The organism is Mesorhizobium sp. WSM4935, assembly GCF_029625735.1.
Taxonomy (GTDB): domain Bacteria; phylum Pseudomonadota; class Alphaproteobacteria; order Rhizobiales; family Rhizobiaceae; genus Mesorhizobium.
This window is the reverse complement of record NZ_JARTVR010000003.1, coordinates 652,978-673,984: the sequence shown is the minus strand read 5'-3', so window position 1 is coordinate 673,984 and position 21,007 is coordinate 652,978. Positions and strand designations below refer to the sequence as shown.

At 62.5% G+C, this 21,007-nt stretch carries 23 protein-coding genes; 14 read left to right on the top strand and 9 right to left on the bottom strand.

Features of this window, described 5'->3' with window-relative positions:
• Positions 1-4: 4 nt before the first annotated feature.
• Positions 5-1,165, bottom strand: a complete 1,161-nt coding sequence (locus tag P9273_RS11345; RefSeq protein ID WP_278048961.1) for an alpha/beta hydrolase — start codon at positions 1,163-1,165, stop codon at positions 5-7.
• 106 nt (positions 1,166-1,271) lie between these two features.
• The gene (locus tag P9273_RS11340) at positions 1,272-2,306 is read right to left on the bottom strand and encodes an alpha/beta hydrolase (protein WP_278049042.1); all 1,035 of its coding nucleotides are present in this window, start codon (positions 2,304-2,306) and stop codon (positions 1,272-1,274) included.
• A gap of 275 nt (positions 2,307-2,581) precedes the next feature.
• On the opposite strand from P9273_RS11340, the gene ilvA reads away from it, so the two are divergent.
• Both ilvA and P9273_RS11330 read left to right on the top strand, forming a co-directional pair.
• The gene (gene ilvA / locus P9273_RS11335) at positions 2,582-3,838 is read left to right on the top strand and encodes a threonine ammonia-lyase IlvA (protein WP_278048960.1); all 1,257 of its coding nucleotides are present in this window, start codon (positions 2,582-2,584) and stop codon (positions 3,836-3,838) included.
• The gene (locus P9273_RS11330; RefSeq protein WP_278048959.1) at positions 3,835-4,398 is read left to right on the top strand and encodes a DUF1697 domain-containing protein; all 564 of its coding nucleotides are present in this window, start codon (positions 3,835-3,837) and stop codon (positions 4,396-4,398) included. Before ilvA ends, P9273_RS11330 begins: the two co-directional genes overlap by 4 nt.
• 12 nt (positions 4,399-4,410) lie before the next feature.
• Here P9273_RS11330 and P9273_RS11325 read toward each other — a convergent pair whose 3' ends face one another.
• A complete protein-coding gene (locus tag P9273_RS11325) occupies positions 4,411-4,698 on the bottom strand; it encodes a DUF2218 domain-containing protein (RefSeq protein WP_278048958.1) in 288 nt (95 codons plus the stop codon).
• 117 nt (positions 4,699-4,815) lie between these two features.
• The gene (gene gloA / locus P9273_RS11320) at positions 4,816-5,256 is read right to left on the bottom strand and encodes a lactoylglutathione lyase (RefSeq protein WP_040995499.1); all 441 of its coding nucleotides are present in this window, start codon (positions 5,254-5,256) and stop codon (positions 4,816-4,818) included.
• Between the two features lie 259 nt (positions 5,257-5,515).
• On the opposite strand from gloA, the gene P9273_RS11315 reads away from it, so the two are divergent.
• The 3 genes from P9273_RS11315 to P9273_RS11305 all read left to right on the top strand — a co-directional run bounded on the left by P9273_RS11315 (position 5,516) and on the right by P9273_RS11305 (position 7,501).
• Entirely contained in the window at positions 5,516-6,109 is a 594-nt protein-coding gene (locus P9273_RS11315; RefSeq protein WP_040995498.1) for a cold-shock protein, read from the top strand.
• A 115-nt stretch (positions 6,110-6,224) separates the two neighbouring features.
• Positions 6,225-6,719 (top strand): DUF192 domain-containing protein, encoded by a 495-nt coding sequence (locus P9273_RS11310; protein ID WP_278048957.1) that lies wholly within the window; start codon positions 6,225-6,227, stop codon positions 6,717-6,719.
• Between the two features lie 14 nt (positions 6,720-6,733).
• Positions 6,734-7,501 (top strand): alpha/beta fold hydrolase, encoded by a 768-nt coding sequence (locus P9273_RS11305; RefSeq protein ID WP_278048956.1) that lies wholly within the window; start codon positions 6,734-6,736, stop codon positions 7,499-7,501.
• 18 nt (positions 7,502-7,519) lie between these two features.
• On the opposite strand, the gene speB is transcribed toward P9273_RS11305, so the two are convergent.
• Both speB and P9273_RS11295 read right to left on the bottom strand, forming a co-directional pair.
• Positions 7,520-8,485, bottom strand: coding sequence for an agmatinase (gene speB, locus P9273_RS11300; RefSeq protein WP_278048955.1), 966 nt, complete (start codon positions 8,483-8,485; stop codon positions 7,520-7,522).
• Positions 8,486-8,579: 94 nt separating this feature from the next.
• Entirely contained in the window at positions 8,580-9,185 is a 606-nt protein-coding gene (locus P9273_RS11295; RefSeq protein ID WP_278048954.1) for an HD domain-containing protein, read from the bottom strand.
• 121 nt (positions 9,186-9,306) lie between these two features.
• Here P9273_RS11295 and cysE point away from each other — a divergent pair, with 121 nt between their 5' ends.
• The gene (cysE, locus tag P9273_RS11290) at positions 9,307-10,155 is read left to right on the top strand and encodes a serine O-acetyltransferase (protein ID WP_278048953.1); all 849 of its coding nucleotides are present in this window, start codon (positions 9,307-9,309) and stop codon (positions 10,153-10,155) included.
• Positions 10,156-10,304: 149 nt separating this feature from the next.
• Positions 10,305-10,508, top strand: a complete 204-nt coding sequence (locus P9273_RS11285) for a DUF3126 family protein (protein WP_040969488.1) — start codon at positions 10,305-10,307, stop codon at positions 10,506-10,508.
• Positions 10,509-10,673: 165 nt separating this feature from the next.
• On the opposite strand, the gene P9273_RS11280 is transcribed toward P9273_RS11285, so the two are convergent.
• Positions 10,674-11,261 carry a hypothetical protein gene (locus tag P9273_RS11280; RefSeq protein WP_278048951.1) on the bottom strand — a complete coding sequence of 196 codons (588 nt, stop codon included), beginning with the start codon at positions 11,259-11,261 and terminating at the stop codon, positions 10,674-10,676.
• Between the two features lie 345 nt (positions 11,262-11,606).
• Here P9273_RS11280 and P9273_RS11275 point away from each other — a divergent pair, with 345 nt between their 5' ends.
• The 4 genes from P9273_RS11275 to hupB all read left to right on the top strand — a co-directional run bounded on the left by P9273_RS11275 (position 11,607) and on the right by hupB (position 16,963).
• Positions 11,607-12,242 carry an ATP-dependent Clp protease proteolytic subunit gene (locus P9273_RS11275; RefSeq protein WP_040995492.1) on the top strand — a complete coding sequence of 212 codons (636 nt, stop codon included), beginning with the start codon at positions 11,607-11,609 and terminating at the stop codon, positions 12,240-12,242.
• 290 nt (positions 12,243-12,532) lie between these two features.
• Positions 12,533-13,807, top strand: a complete 1,275-nt coding sequence (gene clpX / locus P9273_RS11270; RefSeq protein WP_040981372.1) for an ATP-dependent Clp protease ATP-binding subunit ClpX — start codon at positions 12,533-12,535, stop codon at positions 13,805-13,807.
• Between the two features lie 274 nt (positions 13,808-14,081).
• Complete coding sequence (lon, locus tag P9273_RS11265) at positions 14,082-16,493, top strand: endopeptidase La (RefSeq protein WP_040995491.1); 2,412 nt, start codon at positions 14,082-14,084, stop codon at positions 16,491-16,493.
• A gap of 197 nt (positions 16,494-16,690) precedes the next feature.
• Entirely contained in the window at positions 16,691-16,963 is a 273-nt protein-coding gene (gene hupB / locus P9273_RS11260) for a DNA-binding protein HupB (protein ID WP_040969493.1), read from the top strand.
• 83 nt (positions 16,964-17,046) lie between these two features.
• Here hupB and P9273_RS11255 read toward each other — a convergent pair whose 3' ends face one another.
• Positions 17,047-18,069 (bottom strand): aldo/keto reductase, encoded by a 1,023-nt coding sequence (locus P9273_RS11255; RefSeq protein WP_278048950.1) that lies wholly within the window; start codon positions 18,067-18,069, stop codon positions 17,047-17,049.
• Between the two features lie 183 nt (positions 18,070-18,252).
• Between P9273_RS11255 and P9273_RS11250 the strand changes: the two genes are divergently transcribed.
• The 3 genes from P9273_RS11250 (at position 18,253) to P9273_RS11240 (ending at position 20,024) form a co-directional block, all read left to right on the top strand.
• Positions 18,253-18,819: an SIS domain-containing protein gene (locus P9273_RS11250; RefSeq protein WP_278048949.1), complete on the top strand. Its 567-nt coding sequence runs from the start codon at positions 18,253-18,255 to the stop codon at positions 18,817-18,819.
• Positions 18,820-18,822: 3 nt separating this feature from the next.
• Positions 18,823-19,566, top strand: a complete 744-nt coding sequence (locus tag P9273_RS11245) for a creatininase family protein (protein WP_278048948.1) — start codon at positions 18,823-18,825, stop codon at positions 19,564-19,566.
• Between the two features lie 107 nt (positions 19,567-19,673).
• Positions 19,674-20,024 (top strand): hypothetical protein, encoded by a 351-nt coding sequence (locus tag P9273_RS11240; protein WP_082045063.1) that lies wholly within the window; start codon positions 19,674-19,676, stop codon positions 20,022-20,024.
• 57 nt (positions 20,025-20,081) lie between these two features.
• Here P9273_RS11240 and P9273_RS11235 read toward each other — a convergent pair whose 3' ends face one another.
• Positions 20,082-20,999, bottom strand: a complete 918-nt coding sequence (locus P9273_RS11235) for a carbohydrate ABC transporter permease (RefSeq protein WP_040995488.1) — start codon at positions 20,997-20,999, stop codon at positions 20,082-20,084.
• Positions 21,000-21,007 lie beyond the last annotated feature (8 nt).

The following is a 21,007-nucleotide window of genomic DNA, read 5'->3' as shown; positions in this document are numbered from 1 at the left end:
TGGCTCAGCCACCAGTCGCGATGGTCAACACCTTGAACGGCGTGGTGATGACGACCTCGGCGACCGAGCCGACCGCCTTGCCGAGCCCCTGGCCGATATCGTTGAGCTGTGTCGGGTCGGGCTCGTCCGAGGCAAGTCCGGCCGGCGTGCGCAGCCGGTTGCCCAGCAGTTGCACCAGAATCGGGTTATCGGCGAATTTGGCATGGTTCAGGCCGTCGCCGCCCTTGGTCTGGGTCAGGTCGACGACCGTCACACCGTAATTGGCGAGATCTGCGGCGTTGCCGTAATCGCCGACGCGCGGCTTGTCGCCGGAAATGAAGCTCGACAGCTTGAGCGCCCGATCGTCGCCCGAAAGCAAGATGGCGAAGGGCTTGTCGGGCTTGCCGTAGCGGATCATCTGCTTCTTGAAGACATCGACGTCGATGTCGGGCGAGGCGAGGATGACGTAGCCGAGCTTGCCGCCGAGATCGCGGTCGCCGGTGATGGCGAGCTGGCGCAAAGCTTCCATCGTCAGCCAGGTGCCCATCGAATGGGCGATGATGTCGATGCTCTTGACGTGCGTCTTGGCGAGCATCCGCAGCGTCGCCTCGAGGTCGTCGCGCGCGGCGGTTGAGCTGTCCTTGTCGTAGATATAGCCGGTCGCCTTGGCGCTCGATGCCCATGAGAACAGCACCGGCGTTCCGGGATATTTGGTGTCATGCGCTATCTGCGTGATGCGGTAGATGCCGTCATCGAAACCGTTGTTGAAGCCGTGAACGAATACCAAAGCGCGGTCGCCGCGCATGGAAATGTCGGCGCCGACTGCTTTGGCGAATTGCTGCGCGTCGCCATAGTGCACGACATCGGTGGCGGTGAACTGCTTGGCCGGGTTGGAGTCGGCCGACCCCTTGGCGCGCTCGATCGCGCCGACCTGATGGATCTTCGGCACGGTGACGTCGACACGGGCGTAGCTGGTGGTCAGCGAACGGTCGCCGTCGAACACCTGGCGGGGATCCTTGGTTGCCGGCTGGCGGGTCGTGGCGACGAATATCTCGTGCCTGGCGGCAATGTCGGAGGCAGGCGCCGTGACCGCCTTGCGGTTGAGCAGATCGTGCGTGGGACCGGCGCAGCCGGCGAGGGCGAGCGCGAAGGCAAGGCCGACGACGATCTTCACATGCACGGTCACCCGGGGTCCCCCAAGGGTGGCAAACCTCTCCTGTCCTTCCGATAAAGCCAGAGGGCTGCCGGGTCCAGTTCAAATTCAAGGCGACGCGCAAACCGCGCGGATAGGGTTACTGCGCGGCCAACTGGCGGATGCGGTCGGTTACGTCGCGGTCGCTGGCGAAGCCGTCATCCTCGCGAAGCCGCTGTCCGATCATCTGCACCATCATCGGATTGTCGGCGAATTTGGTGTGGTTGAAGCTGTCATTGCCCTTGATCTTGGAAAGGTCGACGACCGTGACGCCGTAGGAGGCGAGGTCGGCAGCGTCGCGATAGTCGCCGACGCGCGGCCGCGAGCCGGCGATTAGGCCGGAGAGCCGCAACGCCCGGTCGTCGTCCGACAAGAGCAGGATGAAGGGCTTGTCCGGCTTGCCGTAGCGGCGCATCTGGCTCTTGAAGACGTCGACATCAATGTCTGGCGAGGCGAGCACCACATCGCCGAGCTTGCCGCCGAGATCGCGGTCGCCGGTGATGGCGAGCTGGCGCAGCGTTTCCATCGTCACCCAGGTTCCCATCGAATGGGCGACGATGTCGATGCGTCGGGCGCCGGTCTGCGCGAGCATCCTGAGCGTCACTTCCAGCTGATCGCGGGCGGCGGCGGCACTCTCCTTGTCATAGACATAGTCGGTAGTCTTGGCGCCGGAAGCCCAGGAGAACAGCACCGGCGTGCCCGGATAGCCGGAATCATGGACGATCTGGGTCAGCCGGTAGACGGCATCGTCGAAGCCGGTGTTGTAGCCATGGACGAAGACCATCACACGTCCGCCGCGCGCGTCGATGTCGGCGTTGAGGGCGCTGGCGAATTTCGGCTGCGTGTCGTAGCCGACGACTTCCGAGGCCATGAAATACTTGGTCGGGTCGTTCGACTTGCCGCGCGAACGACGCTCGATCTGGCCGGTCTGATGAATGGGGGGAACAGTGACGTTGACGCGGGCGTAGTTGAGCGTCGCCGAGCGTTCGCCGTCGAAGACCTTGTTCGGGTCATCGGACCGCTTGCGCGTGGTGGCGATGAAGATCGAATGGTTGCCGGCGATCTCGGTCGCCTGCGTCGGCACGACGACGCTGCCCAGGATTTCTTGCGTCTGGTGGCCCGCGCAACCCGCCATCAGCAGGCCAAGGGCAATAATCAGAATTGTCTGCAACCGCACGTCGACACTTCCACTGCAATTCCACCGCGGCCACAATTGGCCGTCCACCTCCGCGAAAATCTCCCCCACAGGCGAAGTGCGGCTAAAGTAAGTCGTGTCCAGCGAAAATCCGTTCGACGATGGGCGACAGCCATCATGGTGTTGCGCGAAAGCCAAAAGGGCGGCAGGAAGGTTTGCCGGCACGGGCGATGGCTGTCCTGGCGTTTGCCGCCGAGATCCGATGAGGGACTTCTGTGAACAGCTTCTCTTCTCGCGTTGCCGCGGCCGCCGAGGCGATCCGCGGCATCTTTCCGGAAACGCCGCTGCAGGAGAACGACTATCTGTCGAAGAAGACCGGCGCCCGCGTGCTTTTGAAGCGCGAGGATCTGACGCCGGTGCGTTCCTACAAGATCAGGGGCGCCTTCAACTTCTTCCGCAAGGCGCTCGCCGCAGGCAACAATGCCGAGCTGTTCGTCTGCGCCTCCGCTGGCAACCACGCGCAGGGTTTCGCCTTCGTCTGCCGCCATTTCGGCAAGAAGGGCGTCGTGTTCATGCCGGTGACGACGCCGCAGCAGAAGATCGACAAGACGCGGCTGTTCGGCGGCGATTTCGTCGAGATCAGGCTGGTCGGCGACTTCTTCGACGATTGCTACCGCGCCGCCTTCGAATTCACCGAGAGCACCGGAGCGCATATGGTGCCGCCCTTCGATCACAAGGACATCATCGAGGGCCAGGCGACGGTCGCCTACGAGATCGCGGCGCAGATGCCGGGAGGGCGCGTGCCCGACATCGTCATGCTGCCGGTGGGCGGCGGCGGCCTTGCCGCCGGCGTCACGCACTATTTCGACGAACAGCACCGCGATCCGCGTTTCGTGTTCTGCGAGCCGGCTGGCGCGCCGAGCCTCGCTGAGAGCCTTGCCAGCGGCAAGCGGGTCAAGCTCGCCAAGGTCGATAATTTCGTCGACGGCGCCGCTGTGGCCGAGATCGGCCGCGAGCCGCTGCGCCATCTCAAGGACTTCACCGCCGACACCGTGCGGCTGGTTCCGGAGAACCGCCTCTGCGCCACCATGATCGAAATGCTCAATGTCGAGGGCGTCGTGCTGGAGCCGGCCGGCGCGCTGGCGATCGACGCGCTCAAGGATTTTTCGCGCAAGGAGATCAGGGGCAAGACCATCGTCGCCGTGGTCTCGGGCGGCAATTTCGACTTCGAGCGGCTGCCGGACGTGAAGGAGCGGGCGCTGCGCTTCGAGGGGCTGAAGAAATACTTCATCATCCGCTTTCCGCAGCGGCCCGGCGCGTTGCGCGATTTCCTTCAAATGCTCGGCCCCGACGACGACATCGCCCGCTTCGAATATCTGAAGAAGTCGGCGCGCAATTTCGGCTCGGTGCTGATCGGCATCGAGACCAAAGACCGGCGCAATTTCGACCTGCTGAAGGCCAATTTCGACGCCGAGGGCGTGCAATATCAGGACATCACCGACAACGAGACGCTGGCGGGATTCATCATATGAGCGCGAAACAAAGCACGGTTTTCGTGGCGCTGTTTTCCGGCATCAATGTCGGCGGCAACCGCATCGTCAAAATGGCGGAGCTCAAGGCCTTCTTCGAAGGCCTCGGCTTCAGCGATGTCGCGACCTATGTGCAAAGCGGCAATGTCGTGTTCCGGGCGAAGACGGAGGACGCGGCGGCGTTGACTAAGGAACTCGAGACAGCCTTCGAGAAGAAATGGGGCTTCAACTCGCGCATCATGGTACGCGATGCCGGCTGGTTCGAGCGGCTGGTGACGGACAATCCCTATCCTGAGATCGCCGGCGAGCCGACCAAGCTGCACGCCTATGCGCTGGAGCGGGAGCCGACCGCCGAGGAGACGAAGCGGCTGGCCGACAAATGCACCGGGCCTGAGCGTTTCGAGATCAAGGGCGACGTGCTTTATCTTCATGCGCCGGATGGGCTCGGCAAATCGGTGTTCGCCAATCTCATCCCGCGCACCTTGAAGGTGCCGGGCACGGCGCGCAACTGGCGCAGCGTGTTGGCGCTGCTCGAGATGGCCGGCAAGGCCGGCCGCGCCTGAGGCAGTGGGGACTTAAGCGGCCTTCTGCCACTCGAAGCTCAATTCCTCGCGGAAGGCGAAGCGCTTGATGTGGTCGGCGACCACGCTCTCCAGCCGCTCCAGCGAAGCCTCATCATCGGCGGCCAAAGCGATATGCAGGGCATGATCGTCGGCATCCATCACGGTGCGGCCGATCGAGAGCTGGATGGCGCCGTGTTGCGGGTCGAACTCAACCGGGAATTTGTGCGACCAGTGCTTGCAGAGCTGCTGCAGATAGCGGCTTGCATGTTCGGTGGCGACATCGGCGCGGCTGGTCGGCATGAAATTCTCCTGGCGAAAACGCCAGCCTGGATAAGGCTGGCGCCAATGGAAGATAGATAGGCAATGCCAGGCGAAACGCCAGCGGCCGCCGATCAAATCGGCGTTGGAGCGCCGGCTTTACCAGACGCCCGTGTTCGGCATCGAGGCCCAGGGTTCGGCCTTCGCCTTCGCGGGGCCTTTCTGCAGCAGCTCGATCGAGATGCCGTCCGGCGAGCGGATGAAGGCCATGTTGCCGTCGCGCGGCGGACGATTGATGGTCACGCCATTGTCCATCAGCTTCTGGCAGGTGGCGTAGATGTCGTCGACCTCATAGGCGAGGTGGCCGAAATTGCGGCCGCCCTTATAGTCCTCCGGGTCCCAATTGTAGGTCAGCTCGATCAGCGGCGCCTTCTCATTGATGCCGCTCTGCTCGTCTTCGGGCGCGGCGAGGAAGATCAGCGTGTAGCGGCCCTGCTCGTTTTCGTAACGCCGCACCTCCTTCAGGCCGAGCTTGTTGCAGTAGAAGTCGAGCGACTGGTCGATGTCGGCGACGCGGACCATTGTGTGCAGATAGCGCATGGCGGCTTCCTCGGGTGTTGGGGTTGCCTGGCAACATAGGGGCCGCCCGGCGAAAGGGCAATCGTCCGACAATTGCGGCGGCAGGGCTGATTTAGGGCTTCGCCGCTCGTCTTTGGGAAGCGCCGGCAAACAACATTTCAACCTTTCCGGTACTGAACGGTGAAAAAAGGCACGTCAGCCCTTGCACACCCCGGAAGCCGCAGTGTTAATCTCTTGGCAAGAATCAGTTGCGGTTTAGTTTGAAAAAGGGGGCATTCTTATGGGGGAAAAAGCCTCTTTTACGAGGCGGGACGGAAGCCTTGACGACGCCTTGAAGCGGGACAATGGCGGCGACCCCGCCGAGCTTGTCGAAATCGCCGGCGCTATCAAATGGTTCGACGTGGCCAAGGGCTACGGTTTCATTCTTCCGGACGACGGCGTCTCGGGTGATATCCTCCTCCATGTGACTTGTCTTCGAAGGGATGGCTTCCAGACGGCGCTTGAGGGCGCGCGGGTCGTCTGCCTCGTGAAACAGGGCGAGCGCGGGCTGCAGGCTTTCCGCGTCCTGTCCATGGATGCTTCGACGGCTGTCCACCCGGCCGAGCAGGAACAGCGTACCCATGTTACCGTGAGCCCCGAGAGCGGCCTCGAGCGGGCCTTGGTCAAGTGGTTCAACCGCACCAAGGGTTTCGGCTTCCTGACGCGGGGCGAGGGGACGGAAGACATTTTCGTCCATATGGAGACGCTGCGGCGCTACGGTATAACCGAGCTCCGGCCCGGGCAGGTCGTGCTCGTCCGCTTCGGACGCGGGGACAAAGGCCTCATGGCCGCCGAAATCCACCCCGATATGGGTACCTTGTCGGTCTCGCATTAAGGGCCTCTCGACGCCATCGAACAGCCCCGGCGCCGCGGACTGACCATCTTTGTCCGAAACCCGGTTCCACTTCGCCGGATCATGGGTTAGGACGAGGCTCTGGACGAGGTATCCCATGGCCCACCGCAATTGGTTGACTGCGAGCGCGCTCTGCGCCGCGATCGTTTTCGCCGCCTGTTTCATCGCCGCCAAGCCGAGTTCGGCGGATGCGATGCTGCTGCCCATCGACCGGACGCCGCTTGTGGTGTCGACCGGTTCGGGCGAACGTTCCTTCTCCATCGAGATTGCCGACACCTCTGCGGAGCGGGAGGCAGGCCTGATGTTTCGCCGGACGATGGCCGACGATCACGGCATGTTGTTTGTCTTCGAAAGAACCGCCGAGGTGGATTTCTGGATGAAGAACACGCCGATGGCGCTCGACCTGATCTTCATCGGGCAGGACGGCAGGATCAAAGCCATCAGACGCGGCGAGCCCGAATCCGAAGCGATCATCTCGCCCGGACAGCCCGTGCGCTTCGTGCTTGAACTGAAAGCAGGCATGGCCGCCAAGGACGGCATCAAGGAAGGCGATCTCTTGCGCCATCCGGCCATCAGCGCCGGTTCGAACTGAAAGCAGTTCCGCCGATGGATTTCTTTTCGCATGACGGTTTCGAGCTTGCCTATCTCGATCGCCAGCCGGCCTCCGGGCAGGGCGACCCCGTGCTGATGATCCACGGCTTTGCCTCCAGCCACTATGTCAACTGGGTCTCGCCGGGCTGGTTCAAGACGCTGAACGATGCCGGCTATCGGGCGATCGCCTTCGACCATCGCGGTCATGGCTCGTCATCGAAGAGCTACGACGAAGCCGATTACACACCGGAAAAGATGGCGTCAGACGCGGCCGCGCTGCTCGATCATCTCGGCATCAAGCGCGCGCATGTGATGGGCTATTCCATGGGCGCGCGCGTTTCGGCTTTCCTGGCGCTCTCCGATCCGCAGAAGGTCGCCACGCTGGTTTTCGGCGGCCTCGGCATCGGCATGGTCGACGGCGTCGGCGACTGGGATCCGATCGCGGCAGCGCTGCTGGCGGAGGATCCCTCCCAGACCACACATCCGCGCGGCCGCTCCTTCCGCGCCTTCGCCGACCAGACGCGCAGCGACCGTCGCGCGCTCGCGGCCTGCATCGCAAAGTCGCGCGAGCTGCTCAGCGAGGACGACATGGCCCGCATCGCGCAGCCGACGCTGATCGCCGTCGGCACGAAGGACGATATCGGCGGCTCGCCGGACGAGCTCGCCGCCCTGATGCCCAATGCCAGGGCCTTCCACATCGAGGGACGCGACCATATGCTCGCCGTCGGCGACAAGAGCTTCAAGCAGCGCGTGCTCGAGTTCTACGCCGAAAACCCGCTCTGAGCGCGCGGCGCGCTCGCGCTAGCCGTGCGCTCGCCTGTCGGCGAGGGATCTCGCCATGACGCATAGCAGCTCGAACATCATCGTCGCGCCGGCCAGCGCCGTCATGCCGCCGACGTCAAAGGGAGGCGCGACCTCGACGACATCGGCGCCCGCAAAATTCAATCCGCCCAGCAATCGGACCATCTCCTGCGCCTCGCGCGTGGTGAAGCCGCCGAGCTCCGGCGTGCCGGTGCCGGGGGCCATGGACGGATCGATGCAGTCGATGTCGAACGTCACATAAGTCGGACTGTCGCCGACGAGATCGCGCGCTTCCTGCATGACGGAAGCGGCGCCGCGCCGGACGAACTCTTCCATATAGATGATGCGTATGCCCTGGGACGTTGCCCAGTCGTGCTCGCCCGGTTCGTAGATCGAGCCTCTGATCCCGATCTGGACCACACGCTTGGGGTCGAGCAGCCCTTCCTCGATCGCGCGACGGAAAGGCGTTCCGTGGGTGTAGGGATTGTCGCCGAAGTAGCGATCGTTGGTGTCGGAATGCGCGTCGAAGTGGATCATGCCAACAGGTGCCTTGCCGGCCACCGCGCGCAGCACCGGCAGCGTCGTCAGGTGGTCGCCGCCGGCGACCAGCGGGACGGCGCCTTCGGCGACGATCGCGGCAATGCTCTCCTCGATGCGCTTCAACCCGTCGAGCAGGTTGATGGGGTTGACCGAGACGTCGCCGACATCGGCGACATTGGCGATGCTGAACGGTTCGGTCCCCGAAACGTGGTGGACGCGGCGCATCAGGCTCGACTGGTTCCTGATCTCGCGCGGACCGTGGCGGGCGCCGGCCCGGTTGGTCGTGCCGCCGTCCCAGGGAATGCCGACAAGGGCGATGTCCAGCCCTTTCGCGCTCGGCACGGCCGGCAGCCGCATGAAGGTGGAAAGCCCGGCAAATCGCGGCACCTGCGCGGCGTCGACGGGTTGGTGAAAGCTGTTTTCCATGCTGACGGCCATCCCAGAGCGGTTCACATTCGATAGTGATCGCAGGGTCCCGGATTTGGGCATAGAGGCAAAGCCCGGCGGGAGTATGGGCCTATCAGGGCAGGTCTTGCAGGGCTTGCAGTGAACGGCTGAGATTTTCCCTCGCCTGCGCCTCGAACCGATCGCGGAACTCGGTCGTCCGGAAAATATGCGGCCGGGCGAGAAAATTCTGCAGGACGGCCGAGCGGCCGGCGCGCCACATCGGCTCCTCCGCCCACCCATATTCGAGCCGGATCGCCTTCTCGTAAGCATCGAACACCGCCGGTTCGGCGCCGAGGATCGCCAGATCCATGTCGAGCAAAAAAGCCGCATCCTTGAGCGCGTCCTCGTCGCGGAAAGCCGGCAGCTGGTGCGTAGCGGTGGCGTTGATCATCGCCGCTATGCGGGCGAGGCGATGAGGAGCGACGCGTCCGGCGAGCCTTTTTTCGGCCAATTCGGCGCTTTTTGCCTCATTATCCTTGGCGCGGCTGTCATAGATGGCGTCGTGGAACCAGATCGCCGCCTCGACGGCCTCGGGGTCATGAAGAAGGCGCCGGTATTCGGTTGCGAGCGCCAGCATCGCTTCGATGTGGGCCAGGGCGTGATAGTGGCGATCCGCAGCCCGATAGAGCGCCGCAAGCTCGCTTTTCAGCGCTTCGTCGATCAAGGGTTCGTTTTCCATCGTCGCTTGAATTTGCGTGAACCAGGTCCATTTGACAAAGCACTAAGGAAAATTGAGTTCAACCGTGCTATGATCTGGCCTATATGTGCCGCCGGAGAATGAGCAAGGCCGGAGAGCGTCGATGAACAGCGTTACGATTGCCCGCCCCAGCATGGTGCAGCCGGTCGACCCGATCTGGCGGTCGATCCGCGACGAGGCGATGGAGGCGGTGAACCGCGATCCGCTGCTTGCGGCCTTCCTCTATTCGACCATCCTCAACCAGGAGAGCCTGGAAGAAGCGGTGGTCCACCGGCTTGCCGAGCGCCTGGCGCATCAGGATATCGGTTCCGATCTCATCCGCCAGACCTTCAAGGCGATGCTTAACGACGATCCGGAGTGGAGTTCGACTGTTCGCGTCGACATCCAGGCCTATTACGATCGCGACCCTGCCTGCGACCGCTTCATCATGCCGGTCCTCTATTTCAAGGGTTTTCACGCCATTCAGACGCACCGGCTGGCGCATTGGCTGTGGAACCAGGGCCGCCGGGACTTCGCGCTCTACCTGCAGAGCCGCTCGTCCTCGGTGTTCCAGACCGACATCAATCCGGCCGCCCGCATCGGCAAGGGCATCTTCCTCGACCATGCCACGGGCCTGGTCGTCGGCCAGACGGCCGTCATCGAGGATGATGTCTCGATCCTGCACGGGGTGACGCTGGGCGGCACCGGCAAGGCCAGTGGCGACCGGCACCCGAAGATCCGCCGCGGCGTGCTGATCGGCGCCGGCGCCAAGATCCTCGGCAATATCGAGATCGGCCATTGCTCCAAGATCGCGGCCGGCTCGGTCGTGCTGTCGCCTGTGCCGCACAACAAGACGGTCGCCGGCGTGCCCGCGCGCGTCGTCGGGGAGACCGGCTGCGACCAGCCCTCGCGGCAAATGGACCAGCTGCTGCCGTCGCAGAGCATGGACCACGTGGTCAGCTTCGACATCTGACAGCCGCCGTGGTCGGAAGCGCCGAAATCCGGCCGCCAGGCCCGGCCGCTTTTGTCCTATGCAATTGTGCCGGCTTGCCTTTACATGGCCATCGTTGGCGTGTCAGAAGCGCGTTCCATCGAACGAGGCCGACATTTCGGAGAAGACTTTTGAAGCCTGACGAGATCAGAAAGCTGGACGCCTATTTCAAGCGCGTCTTCCAAAATCCCAAGCTGCAGGTGAAGGCGCGCCCGCGCAAGGAAGACTCGGCCGAGGTCTATGTCGGCGACGAGTTCCTCGGCATCGTCTTCAAGGACGAGGACGACGGCGACTATAATTTCTCGATGGCGATCCTCGACGTCGATCTGGCCTGATCGGGCCCGTTCCGGCCGGAGCGTGCGCATACCGCCGCCCGGCCGTGCAGGCGAATATCGCCTAAAGCGCGTCGCGATCTTTCAGATTCGCTCCATGCGCTTTAGGTTTTTGATTTTAGGCATGTCTTTATCCCGAAACCGGGTCCCACTTTCGGGAGACATGCTTTAATCCTGGCAATGCTGCGGGACATGCACCCGCCGCCAGTTTGTCGAACCTTCCCGCACCACAACTCTGCGCGCCACCGTTCCGTATGAAGGCGGGATGTCCCGGATGCGGACCTGTTGCGGACGCACCAGCACTTCGTGGGCAACCGCTTCATATTCCGCCGGCTGAACGACGCGCCGGACGCGCTCCGGCTGGATCACGACCGTCTCGGCGACACGCGCATAGCGGGCCTTGCGCCATACCTTGCACAGCACCTTGCGGCCATGGATGATGCGCCATTCCCAGGCATAGCCGCCGTCGTCGACCTTGACGGTGTGGTAGACCGTGCGCGTCACCGCCGGCACGGTCTCATAGGTGACGCGCGGCGGCGCGATCTGGTCCACGCTTTGATAGGTGCCGTAGATCGGCGCATCGTAATCGACCACCTGCCCGCCCGGGCTCAGCATCACATCCTCGTAGACGGTGTCGTAAAGTGGCGGCCTATGGATCGGCTCATAGCATTCGAGCGCGCGACCGCCGGCGGCGGTTTCACAGACGCTGGCAAGCATCGCGGCGGCCGCCAGCAATGCGGAGCTTTTGCGGATCATGACATTCCCCCGTTGAAAAAGGGCGCCTTCACAACGCAGGACTGTAGCGGAAGGTCCGGGGCCGGACAGCGATTTCGAAGCTTTTCGTTAAGCGGCGCGGTTAAGGAATTGCTACCTAGCCATGGCTTCGGTTCGGCAACCGGACCGAGCCTGTCTCTTAGGCCTATTCGCCTGGGCTTCGCCGGTCGTTGCAACGCTTGATTCGACTTAACCAGATGGCTAGGAGAGGCGGCCTTGCGCTAGGGTGAGCCGGCATCCTATTTAGGTCGTAACCGATCCAGAACGATTCCGCGCGATTGCTGATAACACCAAGGTGCCGGAATCCATCTCCAACAAGGGTAGTCCATGAAGAACCCCGTTGAAACCTACATGAACCTCGTTCCGATGGTGGTCGAGCAGACCAATCGCGGCGAGCGCGCCTATGACATTTTCTCGCGCCTCCTGAAGGAACGCATCATCTTCATCACCGGCCCGGTCGAGGACGGGATGGCGACGCTGGTTTGTGCACAGCTTTTGTTCCTCGAGGCGGAGAACCCGAAGAAAGAAATCAACCTCTATATCAATTCGCCGGGCGGCGTCGTCACCTCGGGCATGGCGATCTACGACACCATGCAGTTCATCAAGCCGGCGGTGTCGACGCTCTGCATCGGCCAGGCTGCCTCGATGGGTTCGCTGCTCCTCACCGCCGGCCACAAGGACATGCGTTTCGCCACGCCGAACGCCCGGATCATGGTCCACCAGCCGTCCGGCGGCTTCCAGGGCCAGGCTTCGGACATCGAACGTCATGCCCAGGACATCATTAAGCTGAAGCGCCGCCTGAACGAGGTCTATGTCAAGCACACCGGCAAGAGCTATGACGAGATCGAAAGGACGCTGGATCGCGACCACTTCATGACCGCGGACGAGGCCAGGGACTTTGGTCTGATCGACAAGGTCATCTCAAGCCGCGAGGCGGCCGAGGCAGCCACGGTTTCAGCCTGATATCAACAGCAAATGGCAGCATAACGCGGTTTTGGCGCGTCTTGCGGCATTTCGGCCACAATTGGCTGTTCCCTCAGGCTTTGGGATTGCCTACGTTAAGGCTATGTTGATTTTCGACGGCTTAGCTTTGCATGGGGTTGCTGCGAATCATTGCCGCGTTTTCTGAATTGTGTTTCGTACGGAATGCGCTGTGTGAGCCGGGATACTGGCGGTGGCGGATTCCCGCGATAGATTGGTGAGACGTCACTCCAAGCCAGGCGATCGGCGGGCGTCGGTGAAAGGACAGAAAAATGAGCAAGGTCAGCAACGGCGGCGGTGATTCAAAGAACACGCTTTACTGCTCGTTTTGCGGCAAGAGCCAGCACGAAGTCCGCAAGCTGATCGCCGGACCGACGGTCTTTATCTGCGACGAATGCGTCGAACTGTGCATGGACATCATCCGCGAGGAGAACAAGACCTCGATGGTGAAGTCGCGCGAGGGCGTGCCGACCCCGCAGGAGATCCTCAAGGTCCTCGACGACTATGTCATAGGCCAGCCCTACGCCAAGCGGGTGCTGTCGGTGGCGGTCCACAACCACTACAAGCGCCTGGCGCATGCCGGCAAGAACAACGACGTCGAGCTGGCGAAGTCGAACATCCTTTTGATCGGCCCGACCGGCTGCGGCAAGACGCTGCTCGCCCAGACGCTCGCCCGCATCATCGACGTGCCCTTCACCATGGCCGACGCCACGACGCTGACCGAGGCCGGCTATGTCGGCGAGGATGTCGAGAACATCATCCTGAAGCTATTGCAGTCGGCCGACTACAATGTCGAGCGCGCCCAGCGCGGCATCGTCTATATCGACGAGATCGACAAGATCTCGCGCAAGTCGGACAATCCCTCGATCACCCGCGACGTGTCGGGCGAGGGCGTCCAGCAGGCGCTGCTCAAGATCATGGAAGGCACGGTCGCCTCGGTGCCGCCGCAGGGCGGCCGCAAGCATCCGCAGCAGGAATTCCTGCAGGTTGACACCGCCAACATCCTGTTCATCTGTGGCGGCGCCTTTGCGGGTCTGGACAAGATCATCTCGGACCGCGGCCGCAAGACCTCGATCGGCTTCGGCGCGACCGTGGCCTCGCCCGAGGATCGGCGCACCGGCGACCTGTTCCGCCAGGTCGAGCCCGAGGACCTGTTGAAATTCGGCCTGATCCCCGAATTCGTCGGCCGTCTGCCGGTTCTGGCGACGCTGGAAGACCTCGACGAGCCGGCACTGATCCAGATCCTGACCGAGCCGAAGAACGCGCTGGTCAAGCAGTATCAGCGGCTGTTCGAGATGGAGAATGTCGACCTGACATTCCACGAGAACGCGCTGTCGGCGATCGCCAAGCGCGCTATCGAGCGCAAGACCGGCGCGCGCGGCCTGCGTTCCATCATGGAAGCAATTCTGCTCGACACGATGTTCGAACTGCCGGCGCTGGAAGGCGTGCGCGAGGTGGTGATTTCGGAAGAGGTGGTGTCCGGCAACGCCCGGCCGCTCTACATCTATTCCGAGCAGAAGGAAAAGAAGGGCAATGTCAGTGCCTGAAATGGCACTGGACCCCGTCAATTTTCGTGGAACGGCGCCCGCGTGGCGCCGTTTTGCTGTCAAAGGCGGGAGGTGGACAGTGGAACGGCTCGAGCGACCATGTTAACCCTTGATCTTTGCCCCGACTGCATCCACCTAACAGCGGAAGGCCGAGGCGCCGAATTCTGTGCTGTAAAACTCCCGTCACAAACGGTGGTAGGCGGAACGACACTCGGTCGTTAATATGAGATTCGCGGTTGGCTAAATAAGCGGCCGCGACATGAAAGGTTGGACAATGGCCAAAATATCCAAGGCTTCCGGCGACGGCGTTTTCGCAGTCCTCCCACTGCGCGATATCGTCGTGTTCCCGCATATGATCGTTCCGCTCTTCGTGGGCCGTGAAAAGTCGATCAAGGCGCTGGAAGAGGTGATGGGTCAGGAAAAGCAGATCCTGCTCGCCACCCAGATGAATGCAGCCGACGACGATCCTGAACCCGATGCGATTTTCGACATCGGCACGCTCGCCAATGTGCTGCAGCTTTTGAAGCTGCCCGACGGCACCGTGAAGGTTCTCGTCGAGGGCGCCTCCCGCGCCAAGATCGTGTCGTTCACCGATCGTCCCGACTTCCATGAGGCCCGCGCCGCGGCGCTCGCCGAGCCGGAAGAGGAAGAGGTCGAGATCGAGGCGCTTGCCCGCTCGGTCGTCACCGACTTCGAGAATTACGTCAAGCTGAACAAGAAGATTTCGCCCGAAGTGGTTGGTGCCGCCAGCCAGATCGACGACTATTCCAAGCTCGCCGATACGGTTGCCTCGCATCTCGCCATAAAGATCCCCGAGAAGCAGGAGATGCTCGCCACGCTTTCCGTCAAGGAGCGTCTGGAGAAGGCGATGGGCTTCATGGAAGCCGAAATCTCCGTGCTCCAGGTGGAAAAGCGCATCCGCTCGCGCGTCAAGCGCCAGATGGAGAAGACACAGCGCGAGTACTACCTCAACGAGCAGATGAAGGCGATCCAGAAGGAGCTCGGCGAGGGCGAGGACGGCCGCGACGAGGCCGCCGAGATCGAGGCGCGCATCAAGAAGACCAAGCTCTCCAAGGAGGCCCGCGAGAAGGCGGAAGCCGAATTGAAGAAGCTGCGTTCGATGTCGCCGATGTCGGCTGAATCGACGGTCGTGCGCAACTATCTCGACTGGCTGCTGTCGATTCCCTGGGGCAAGAACTCCAAGGTCAAGCAGGACCTGAACTATGCGCAGGACGTGCTCGACGCCGATCATTTCGGCCTCGACAAGGTCAAGGAGCGCATCGTCGAGTATCTCGCCGTGCAGAGCCGCCAGAAGAAGATCAAGGGACCGATCCTGTGCCTCGTCGGACCGCCCGGCGTCGGCAAGACCTCGCTCGGCAAGTCGATCGCCAAGGCGACCGGCCGCGAGTTCATCCGCATGGCGCTCGGCGGCGTGCGTGACGAGGCCGAGATCCGCGGCCACAGGCGGACCTATATCGGCTCGATGCCCGGCAAGGTCATCCAGTCGATGAAGAAGGCCAAGAAGTCCAACCCGCTCTTCCTGCTCGACGAGATCGATAAGATGGGCCAGGACTTCCGCGGCGACCCTTCTTCGGCCCTGCTCGAGGTGCTCGATCCGGAGCAGAACTCGACGTTCATGGACCATTACCTCGAGGTCGAATACGACCTGTCGAGCGTGATGTTCGTGACGACGGCGAACACGCTGAACATCCCTGCGCCCCTGATGGACCGCATGGAGATCATCCGCATCGCCGGTTACACCGAGGATGAGAAGATCGAGATCGCCAAGCGTCACCTGATGCCCAAGGTGATCCGCGACCACGCCCTGCAGCCGAACGAATTCTCGGTCGGCGAGGACGCGATCCGCGGCATTATCCAGACCTACACGCGGGAAGCCGGCGTGCGCAGCCTGGAGCGCGAGCTGATGAAGCTCGGGCGCAAGGCGGTGACCGAGATCCTGCGGACGAAGAAGAAGACGGTGAAGATCACGGCGGATAACCTCGCCGATTATCTTGGCGTGCCGCGCTTCCGCTTCGGCCAGGTCGAGGCCGACGATCAGGTCGGCGTGGTCACGGGTCTTGCCTGGACGGAAGTCGGCGGCGAGCTGTTGACGATCGAAGGCGTCATGATGCCCGGCAAGGGCCGCATGACGGTGACCGGCAATCTGCGCGACGTGATGAAGGAATCGATCTCGGCGGCGGCCTCCTATGTCCGCTCCCGGGCGCTCGATTTCGGCATCGAACCGCCACTGTTCGACAAGCGCGACATCCACGTCCACTTGCCGGAAGGCGCGACCCCGAAGGACGGCCCGTCCGCCGGCGCGGCGATGGCCACGGCCATCGTGTCGGTGCTGACGGGTATCCCGGTCCGGGCCGATGTGGCGATGACCGGCGAGATCACGCTGCGCGGCCGCATCCTGCCGATCGGCGGCCTGAAGGAGAAGCTGCTCGCGGCTCTGCGCGGCGGCATCAAGAAGGTCCTGATCCCGGAAGAGAACGTCAAGGATCTGGCGGACATTCCGGACAACGTGAAGAACGGCATGGAGATCGTCCCGGTCTCGCGGGTCGGCGAGGTGCTCGCCCACGCGCTGACCCGGATGCCGGAGCCGATCGAGTGGGTCGAGCCGGTCAATGCGCCGGCTCCGGTCGATACCGGCGACGATGCCGGAAAATCGCTTGCTCATTAGGATGTTCTAACGTTGCAGCGCAACAAGCAGAGAGCCGGGCCCTGAGCCCGGCTTTTTTCATGTGAAAAAGCCACGAAAAGTGCAAAAAAGCCCGGAATTCCGCGGTTTTCGGCTTGGGTTCCTGAACGCTTCTTTCTAAAGTCCGTTTCCTGCCGGATGAGTCGTAAGTTCCGGTTTTCTCATGGAAGGGAATTTTGATGAACAAGAACGAACTGGTGTCCGCTGTCGCCGATGCCGCAAGCATTTCGAAGGCTGATGCGCAGTCCGCCGTCGATGCGGTGTTCTCCGTGATCACAGGCGAACTGAAGAAGGGCGGCGATGTCCGGCTTGTCGGCTTCGGAAATTTCACCGTGTCAAAACGCGCTGCTTCGACCGGCCGCAATCCGCAGACCGGCGCGGAAGTGAAGATTCCGGCGCGCACCGTGCCGAAGTTCTCGGCCGGCAAGGGCCTCAAGGACGCGGTCAACTAAGACCTTTTTCTTTAAGTGCAGAAAAGCCGGGCTTGCCCGGCTTTTCTTTTTTGGCGGTCGGACCCGCACTTTTTCCGGAGCGCTCAGGCCGTTGGCGCGTCGGCGCGCATCAGGCCTTCCTGTTTCAAATCCGCCCAGAGCGCCGCCGGTATCTTGGTGTCAAGCAGCGCGCGGTTGCTTTCGACTTCGGCCGGCCGCTGGCCGCCAGGGATCACCGACATCACCGAGGGGTGCTGCAGCGGGAATTGCAGCGCCGCCTCGATCAGGCGCACATTGTGGCGCTTGCAGACTGCCTCGATACGCGCCACGCGATCGAGGATCTCCTTCGGCGCCTCGCTGTAATTGTAGAAGGCGCCGGGCTTCGGCCCGGTCGCCAGCACACCGGAATTGTAGGGGCCGCCCAGCACGATGCCGATGCCGCGCTTCTGGCAAAGCGGCAGGAAGGACTGCAGCGCTTCCTGTTCGAGCAGTGTATAGCGGCCGGCGAGCAGGAACAGGTCGAAATCGCCGCGCTCGGCGAGCGTCTGGGCGACCTGCCACTCGTTGATGCCGCCGCCGAAGGCCTTGATCACGCCTTGGTCGCGCAGCGCCAGCAGCCCGTAATAGCCGGACGACATGAATTCCTCGATGCGCGCGTCGGATGCCTCCTTGCTGCCATGGGTGAAGATGTCGACGTCGTGGACGAAGAGGATGTCGATGCGGTCGACGCCAAGACGCTCCAACGAGGCTTCGAAGGAGCGCATGACACCGTCATAGGAGTAGTCGTAGACTTCCCGGCGCGACGGCGTCTCGAAGAACTTGCCTATGCCGGTGCGCTGGTCCGGCGGGGCGGCGCGCATGAGGCGGCCGACCTTGCTCGACAGCACATAGTCGTCACGCTTTCTGCCGCGCAGGAACGGGTTGAGGCGCGTTTCCGACAGACCGAGGCCGTAAAGCGGCGCCGTGTCATAGTAGCGGCATCCGGTCGCCCATGCCGCTTCCAGGGTGGCGTTGGCGTCCTCGTCGGAAATGGCGCGATAGAGATTGCCGAGCGGCGCGGTGCCGAAGCCGAGCTCGGTGAAGGTGATGCCGCCATTGCCGATGCGGTCGAAATGCCGTGTCTTCATGTCTGACGATGTCCCGGAGTGATTTGTCTGACATGACACTATCACGCCCGTGGCTCAGCAAAAGTGCCGAGGCTCATTGGACAGCGATTTTCCCAATGGTAGCATGAACAGAAACAAGCCTTTCGCGGCAGCGCGCGGCAAATCCAAAGGACAAGCGATACCTCGGCAGGCAGGGTGAGCGTCATGACCAAAGCCGCATCCGGAATGTTCGCGACCGCGCTGGGCGAGCTTGGCGCGGTGCTAGCGCGCACGGACGAAGCGCGGATCGACGCCGCCTGCGCCATGCTGGCCGGCGCCGGCAAGGTCGCCGTCTATGGCTGCGGCCGCGAGGCGCTGCAGGTGAAGGGCTTCGCCATGCGGCTCTACCATCTCGGCCTGCCGGTCTCGGTCGTCGGCGACATGACCACGCCGCCGCTGGGGCAGGGGGACGTATTCCTGGCGAGTTCGGGGCCGGGCGAGACCACTACGGTGCTGACCTTGATGCGGGTTGCCCGCCATGCCGGCGCGAAGGTGCTGCTCCTGACAGCAGAACCGGCAGGCAGCGCCGCAAAGCTTGCCGATTTCACCCTGCTCATTCCGGCTCAGACGATGGCCAGCGACCAGGGCGCGGCAAGAAGCTCGGTGCTGCCGATGGGCTCGCTGTTCGAAGGCGCGCTGTTCCTTCTGTTCGAAATCATGGTGCTGAAGCTCAAGACGCTGACTGGCGCGACGCCGGAAGCGATGCGCGCCAGGCACACCAATATGGAGTAGGCGATGCGTTACGAGCTGATGCTGCCGCACCAGATCCGCAAGGCGATCGAGGAGAACTGGCCGGTCGTGCTGCCGCTCGGTGTGCTCGAATACCATGGCGAGCACATGGCGGTCGGCATGGACACGCTGGCCGTCATCAAGACGGTGGAGTTGATCGAGAAGGAGAGAGACATCGTCATCCTGCCGCCCTTCTACTACGGCGCGGCAAGCTATGCGGTGGCGGCGCCGGAAGGCAGCGGCTCGGTGCAGGTCGGCGGTCCGGTGCTTTCGCCCTTCGCGGAGGAATTGTTCTATGGCCTGTTGCGCATCGGCTTCCGCAACATCCACGCCATCATCCACCACCAGACCGAGAATTTCGTGGCCGGTATGCCGACCGATCTCGCCTTCAAGACCGCCGGCCGCCAGGCGATCTTCCGCTTCCTGGAGAAGGAGCGCGGGGAGGGCTGGTGGGGCTCCAACAGCATGGCCGACTATTATGCCGGCCATGCGCAGGGCGAGAATGTCTTCAACTGGGTGCAGGTGCACCCGCTGATGCCCGCCGCGATGAATGGCAAATATCCGTTCGACCATGCCGGCATCGGCGAGACGTCGCTGATGCTGGCGCTGTGTCCGGAGGCGGTGGATGCCGGGCATTTCTCGGACAATACCAGCTGGTACACGAAGAGCGCGCCGGAAGCTTCGGCCGAGCTGGGGCAAAAGGGCGTCGCCATGATCCTGGAGCATTTGCGGACGACGCTTTCTGCCTAGTCGGGTTCTTGAAGGAGGCCGTCAAGAAGTCCTCCAGCCTATATATTAGCAAATCAAAATAAGCTATATTGTAAAACTAATTGTACCCGGAACCCGAGGGAACCTCAGTGATACGCGTAGCAACGTTTGCAGGCGTAGTCGTCACGGCTGCAGAACTTCAGGATGTTTCCGCGTTTGCGCACGGGGCCGGCAGTGGCTGGACTTATCCGCCGGCCTGCTGTCACGGCGATTCAATGACAGGCGAATGCAGCAGTATCCCCAGCACCGCTGTCACGCCGAGCGCGGATGGCTATGTGATCATCCTGCGGCCGGGAGATCATCGAAAAGTCACTCACCAGAACCGCTATCTCGTTCCTTATGACAGTGTCATTCCGTCTGGCGACGACAACTTTCACATCTGCTTGCATCCGACCGAGGAGCACGAAAACTGCTTCTTTGCGCCAGCCGAAGCTATATAGCGGCGGACTGACCGGCCCGCTTCGGGCGACATGCGCGAGGCGTCGGTCGAGTCCTCGCTACTTCACCGAGCCCGCCGTCATGCCCATGATCAGATAACGTTCGAGCGCGATGCCGATGATGGCCAGCGGCGCGATCGCCGCGGTCGCAAGGGCTGCCATCGACCACCAGTTGATGCCTTGCGAGCCGGTCTGGCTCGCCACCATGACAGGGATGGTCTTGGCATCGGTCGACGTCAGAAGGGCGGCGAAGAAATATTCATTCCAGCACAGCACCATCGCCAGGATGAAAGCGGCGACCATGCCCGGCAGCGCGATCGGCATGACGATGCGGAAAAAGGCGCCCCAGATCGACAGGCCGTCGACTAAGGCCGCCTCCTCCAATTCGACGGGAATGGAGTTGAACTGGTCGCGCATGATCCAGATCACGATCGGCAGCACCATCAGCGTGTAGAGGAGCACGAGCCCGATGCGTGTGTCGAGGAGGGCGACTTCCCGATAGAGCACCAGGAACGGGAGCGCCAGCACGACCGGCGGCAGGATGAGCTGCGACAAGAAGAAGAAGGAGATGTCCTCGTTCTTGAACCAGGCGAATTTGTAGCGGTAGCGGACAAGGCCGTAGGCGGCGAGGCTGCCGATGACGATGGCGAGGCTTGATGCGCCGACCGAGGTGATGACCGAGTTCATGAAGCGTTTGAGGAACTCGTCGCGCACGGTAGATGTCTGGAGGATCGAATCCGGCGACAGGCCGAGCGAGCGCCAGCCCTTCCAATCCGGCTGGAAGTCGACGAAGGGGATGAGATGGCCTTGCGTGACGTCGACCGCCGATTTGAACGAGGTGGTGATCGTCCAATAGATCGGGAACAGGCAGACGAAAGCCCAGAAGATAAGCGCGCCATAGATGAAGACACGGCTGGTGATAAAGGCGGCCGGCGAGCGGATCTCGGAAACGGTGTATTCGGTGGTCTGGACGCTCATGATGCCGC

What these genes read in the sequence shown, in the direction of transcription:
- lon (WP_040995491.1), top strand. Translation starts at nt 14,082, where the DNA reads ATGGCCAAAATATCCAAGGCTTCCGGCGACGGCGTTTTCGCAGTCCTC.
- P9273_RS11245 (WP_278048948.1), top strand. Translation starts at nt 18,823, where the DNA reads ATGCGTTACGAGCTGATGCTGCCGCACCAGATCCGCAAGGCGATCGAG.
- P9273_RS11280 (WP_278048951.1), bottom strand. Translation starts at nt 11,261, where the DNA reads ATGATCCGCAAAAGCTCCGCATTGCTGGCGGCCGCCGCGATGCTTGCC.
- cysE (WP_278048953.1), top strand. Translation starts at nt 9,307, where the DNA reads ATGAACAGCGTTACGATTGCCCGCCCCAGCATGGTGCAGCCGGTCGAC.
- P9273_RS11330 (WP_278048959.1), top strand. Translation starts at nt 3,835, where the DNA reads ATGAGCGCGAAACAAAGCACGGTTTTCGTGGCGCTGTTTTCCGGCATC.
- P9273_RS11325 (WP_278048958.1), bottom strand. Translation starts at nt 4,698, where the DNA reads ATGCCGACCAGCCGCGCCGATGTCGCCACCGAACATGCAAGCCGCTAT.
- P9273_RS11315 (WP_040995498.1), top strand. Translation starts at nt 5,516, where the DNA reads ATGGGGGAAAAAGCCTCTTTTACGAGGCGGGACGGAAGCCTTGACGAC.
- P9273_RS11235 (WP_040995488.1), bottom strand. Translation starts at nt 20,999, where the DNA reads ATGAGCGTCCAGACCACCGAATACACCGTTTCCGAGATCCGCTCGCCG.
- P9273_RS11255 (WP_278048950.1), bottom strand. Translation starts at nt 18,069, where the DNA reads ATGAAGACACGGCATTTCGACCGCATCGGCAATGGCGGCATCACCTTC.
- P9273_RS11340 (WP_278049042.1), bottom strand. Translation starts at nt 2,306, where the DNA reads ATGGCGGGTTGCGCGGGCCACCAGACGCAAGAAATCCTGGGCAGCGTC.
- P9273_RS11250 (WP_278048949.1), top strand. Translation starts at nt 18,253, where the DNA reads ATGACCAAAGCCGCATCCGGAATGTTCGCGACCGCGCTGGGCGAGCTT.
- P9273_RS11305 (WP_278048956.1), top strand. Translation starts at nt 6,734, where the DNA reads ATGGATTTCTTTTCGCATGACGGTTTCGAGCTTGCCTATCTCGATCGC.
- P9273_RS11295 (WP_278048954.1), bottom strand. Translation starts at nt 9,185, where the DNA reads ATGGAAAACGAACCCTTGATCGACGAAGCGCTGAAAAGCGAGCTTGCG.
- P9273_RS11275 (WP_040995492.1), top strand. Translation starts at nt 11,607, where the DNA reads ATGAAGAACCCCGTTGAAACCTACATGAACCTCGTTCCGATGGTGGTC.
- hupB (WP_040969493.1), top strand. Translation starts at nt 16,691, where the DNA reads ATGAACAAGAACGAACTGGTGTCCGCTGTCGCCGATGCCGCAAGCATT.
- speB (WP_278048955.1), bottom strand. Translation starts at nt 8,485, where the DNA reads ATGGAAAACAGCTTTCACCAACCCGTCGACGCCGCGCAGGTGCCGCGA.
- P9273_RS11310 (WP_278048957.1), top strand. Translation starts at nt 6,225, where the DNA reads ATGGCCCACCGCAATTGGTTGACTGCGAGCGCGCTCTGCGCCGCGATC.
- gloA (WP_040995499.1), bottom strand. Translation starts at nt 5,256, where the DNA reads ATGCGCTATCTGCACACAATGGTCCGCGTCGCCGACATCGACCAGTCG.
- clpX (WP_040981372.1), top strand. Translation starts at nt 12,533, where the DNA reads ATGAGCAAGGTCAGCAACGGCGGCGGTGATTCAAAGAACACGCTTTAC.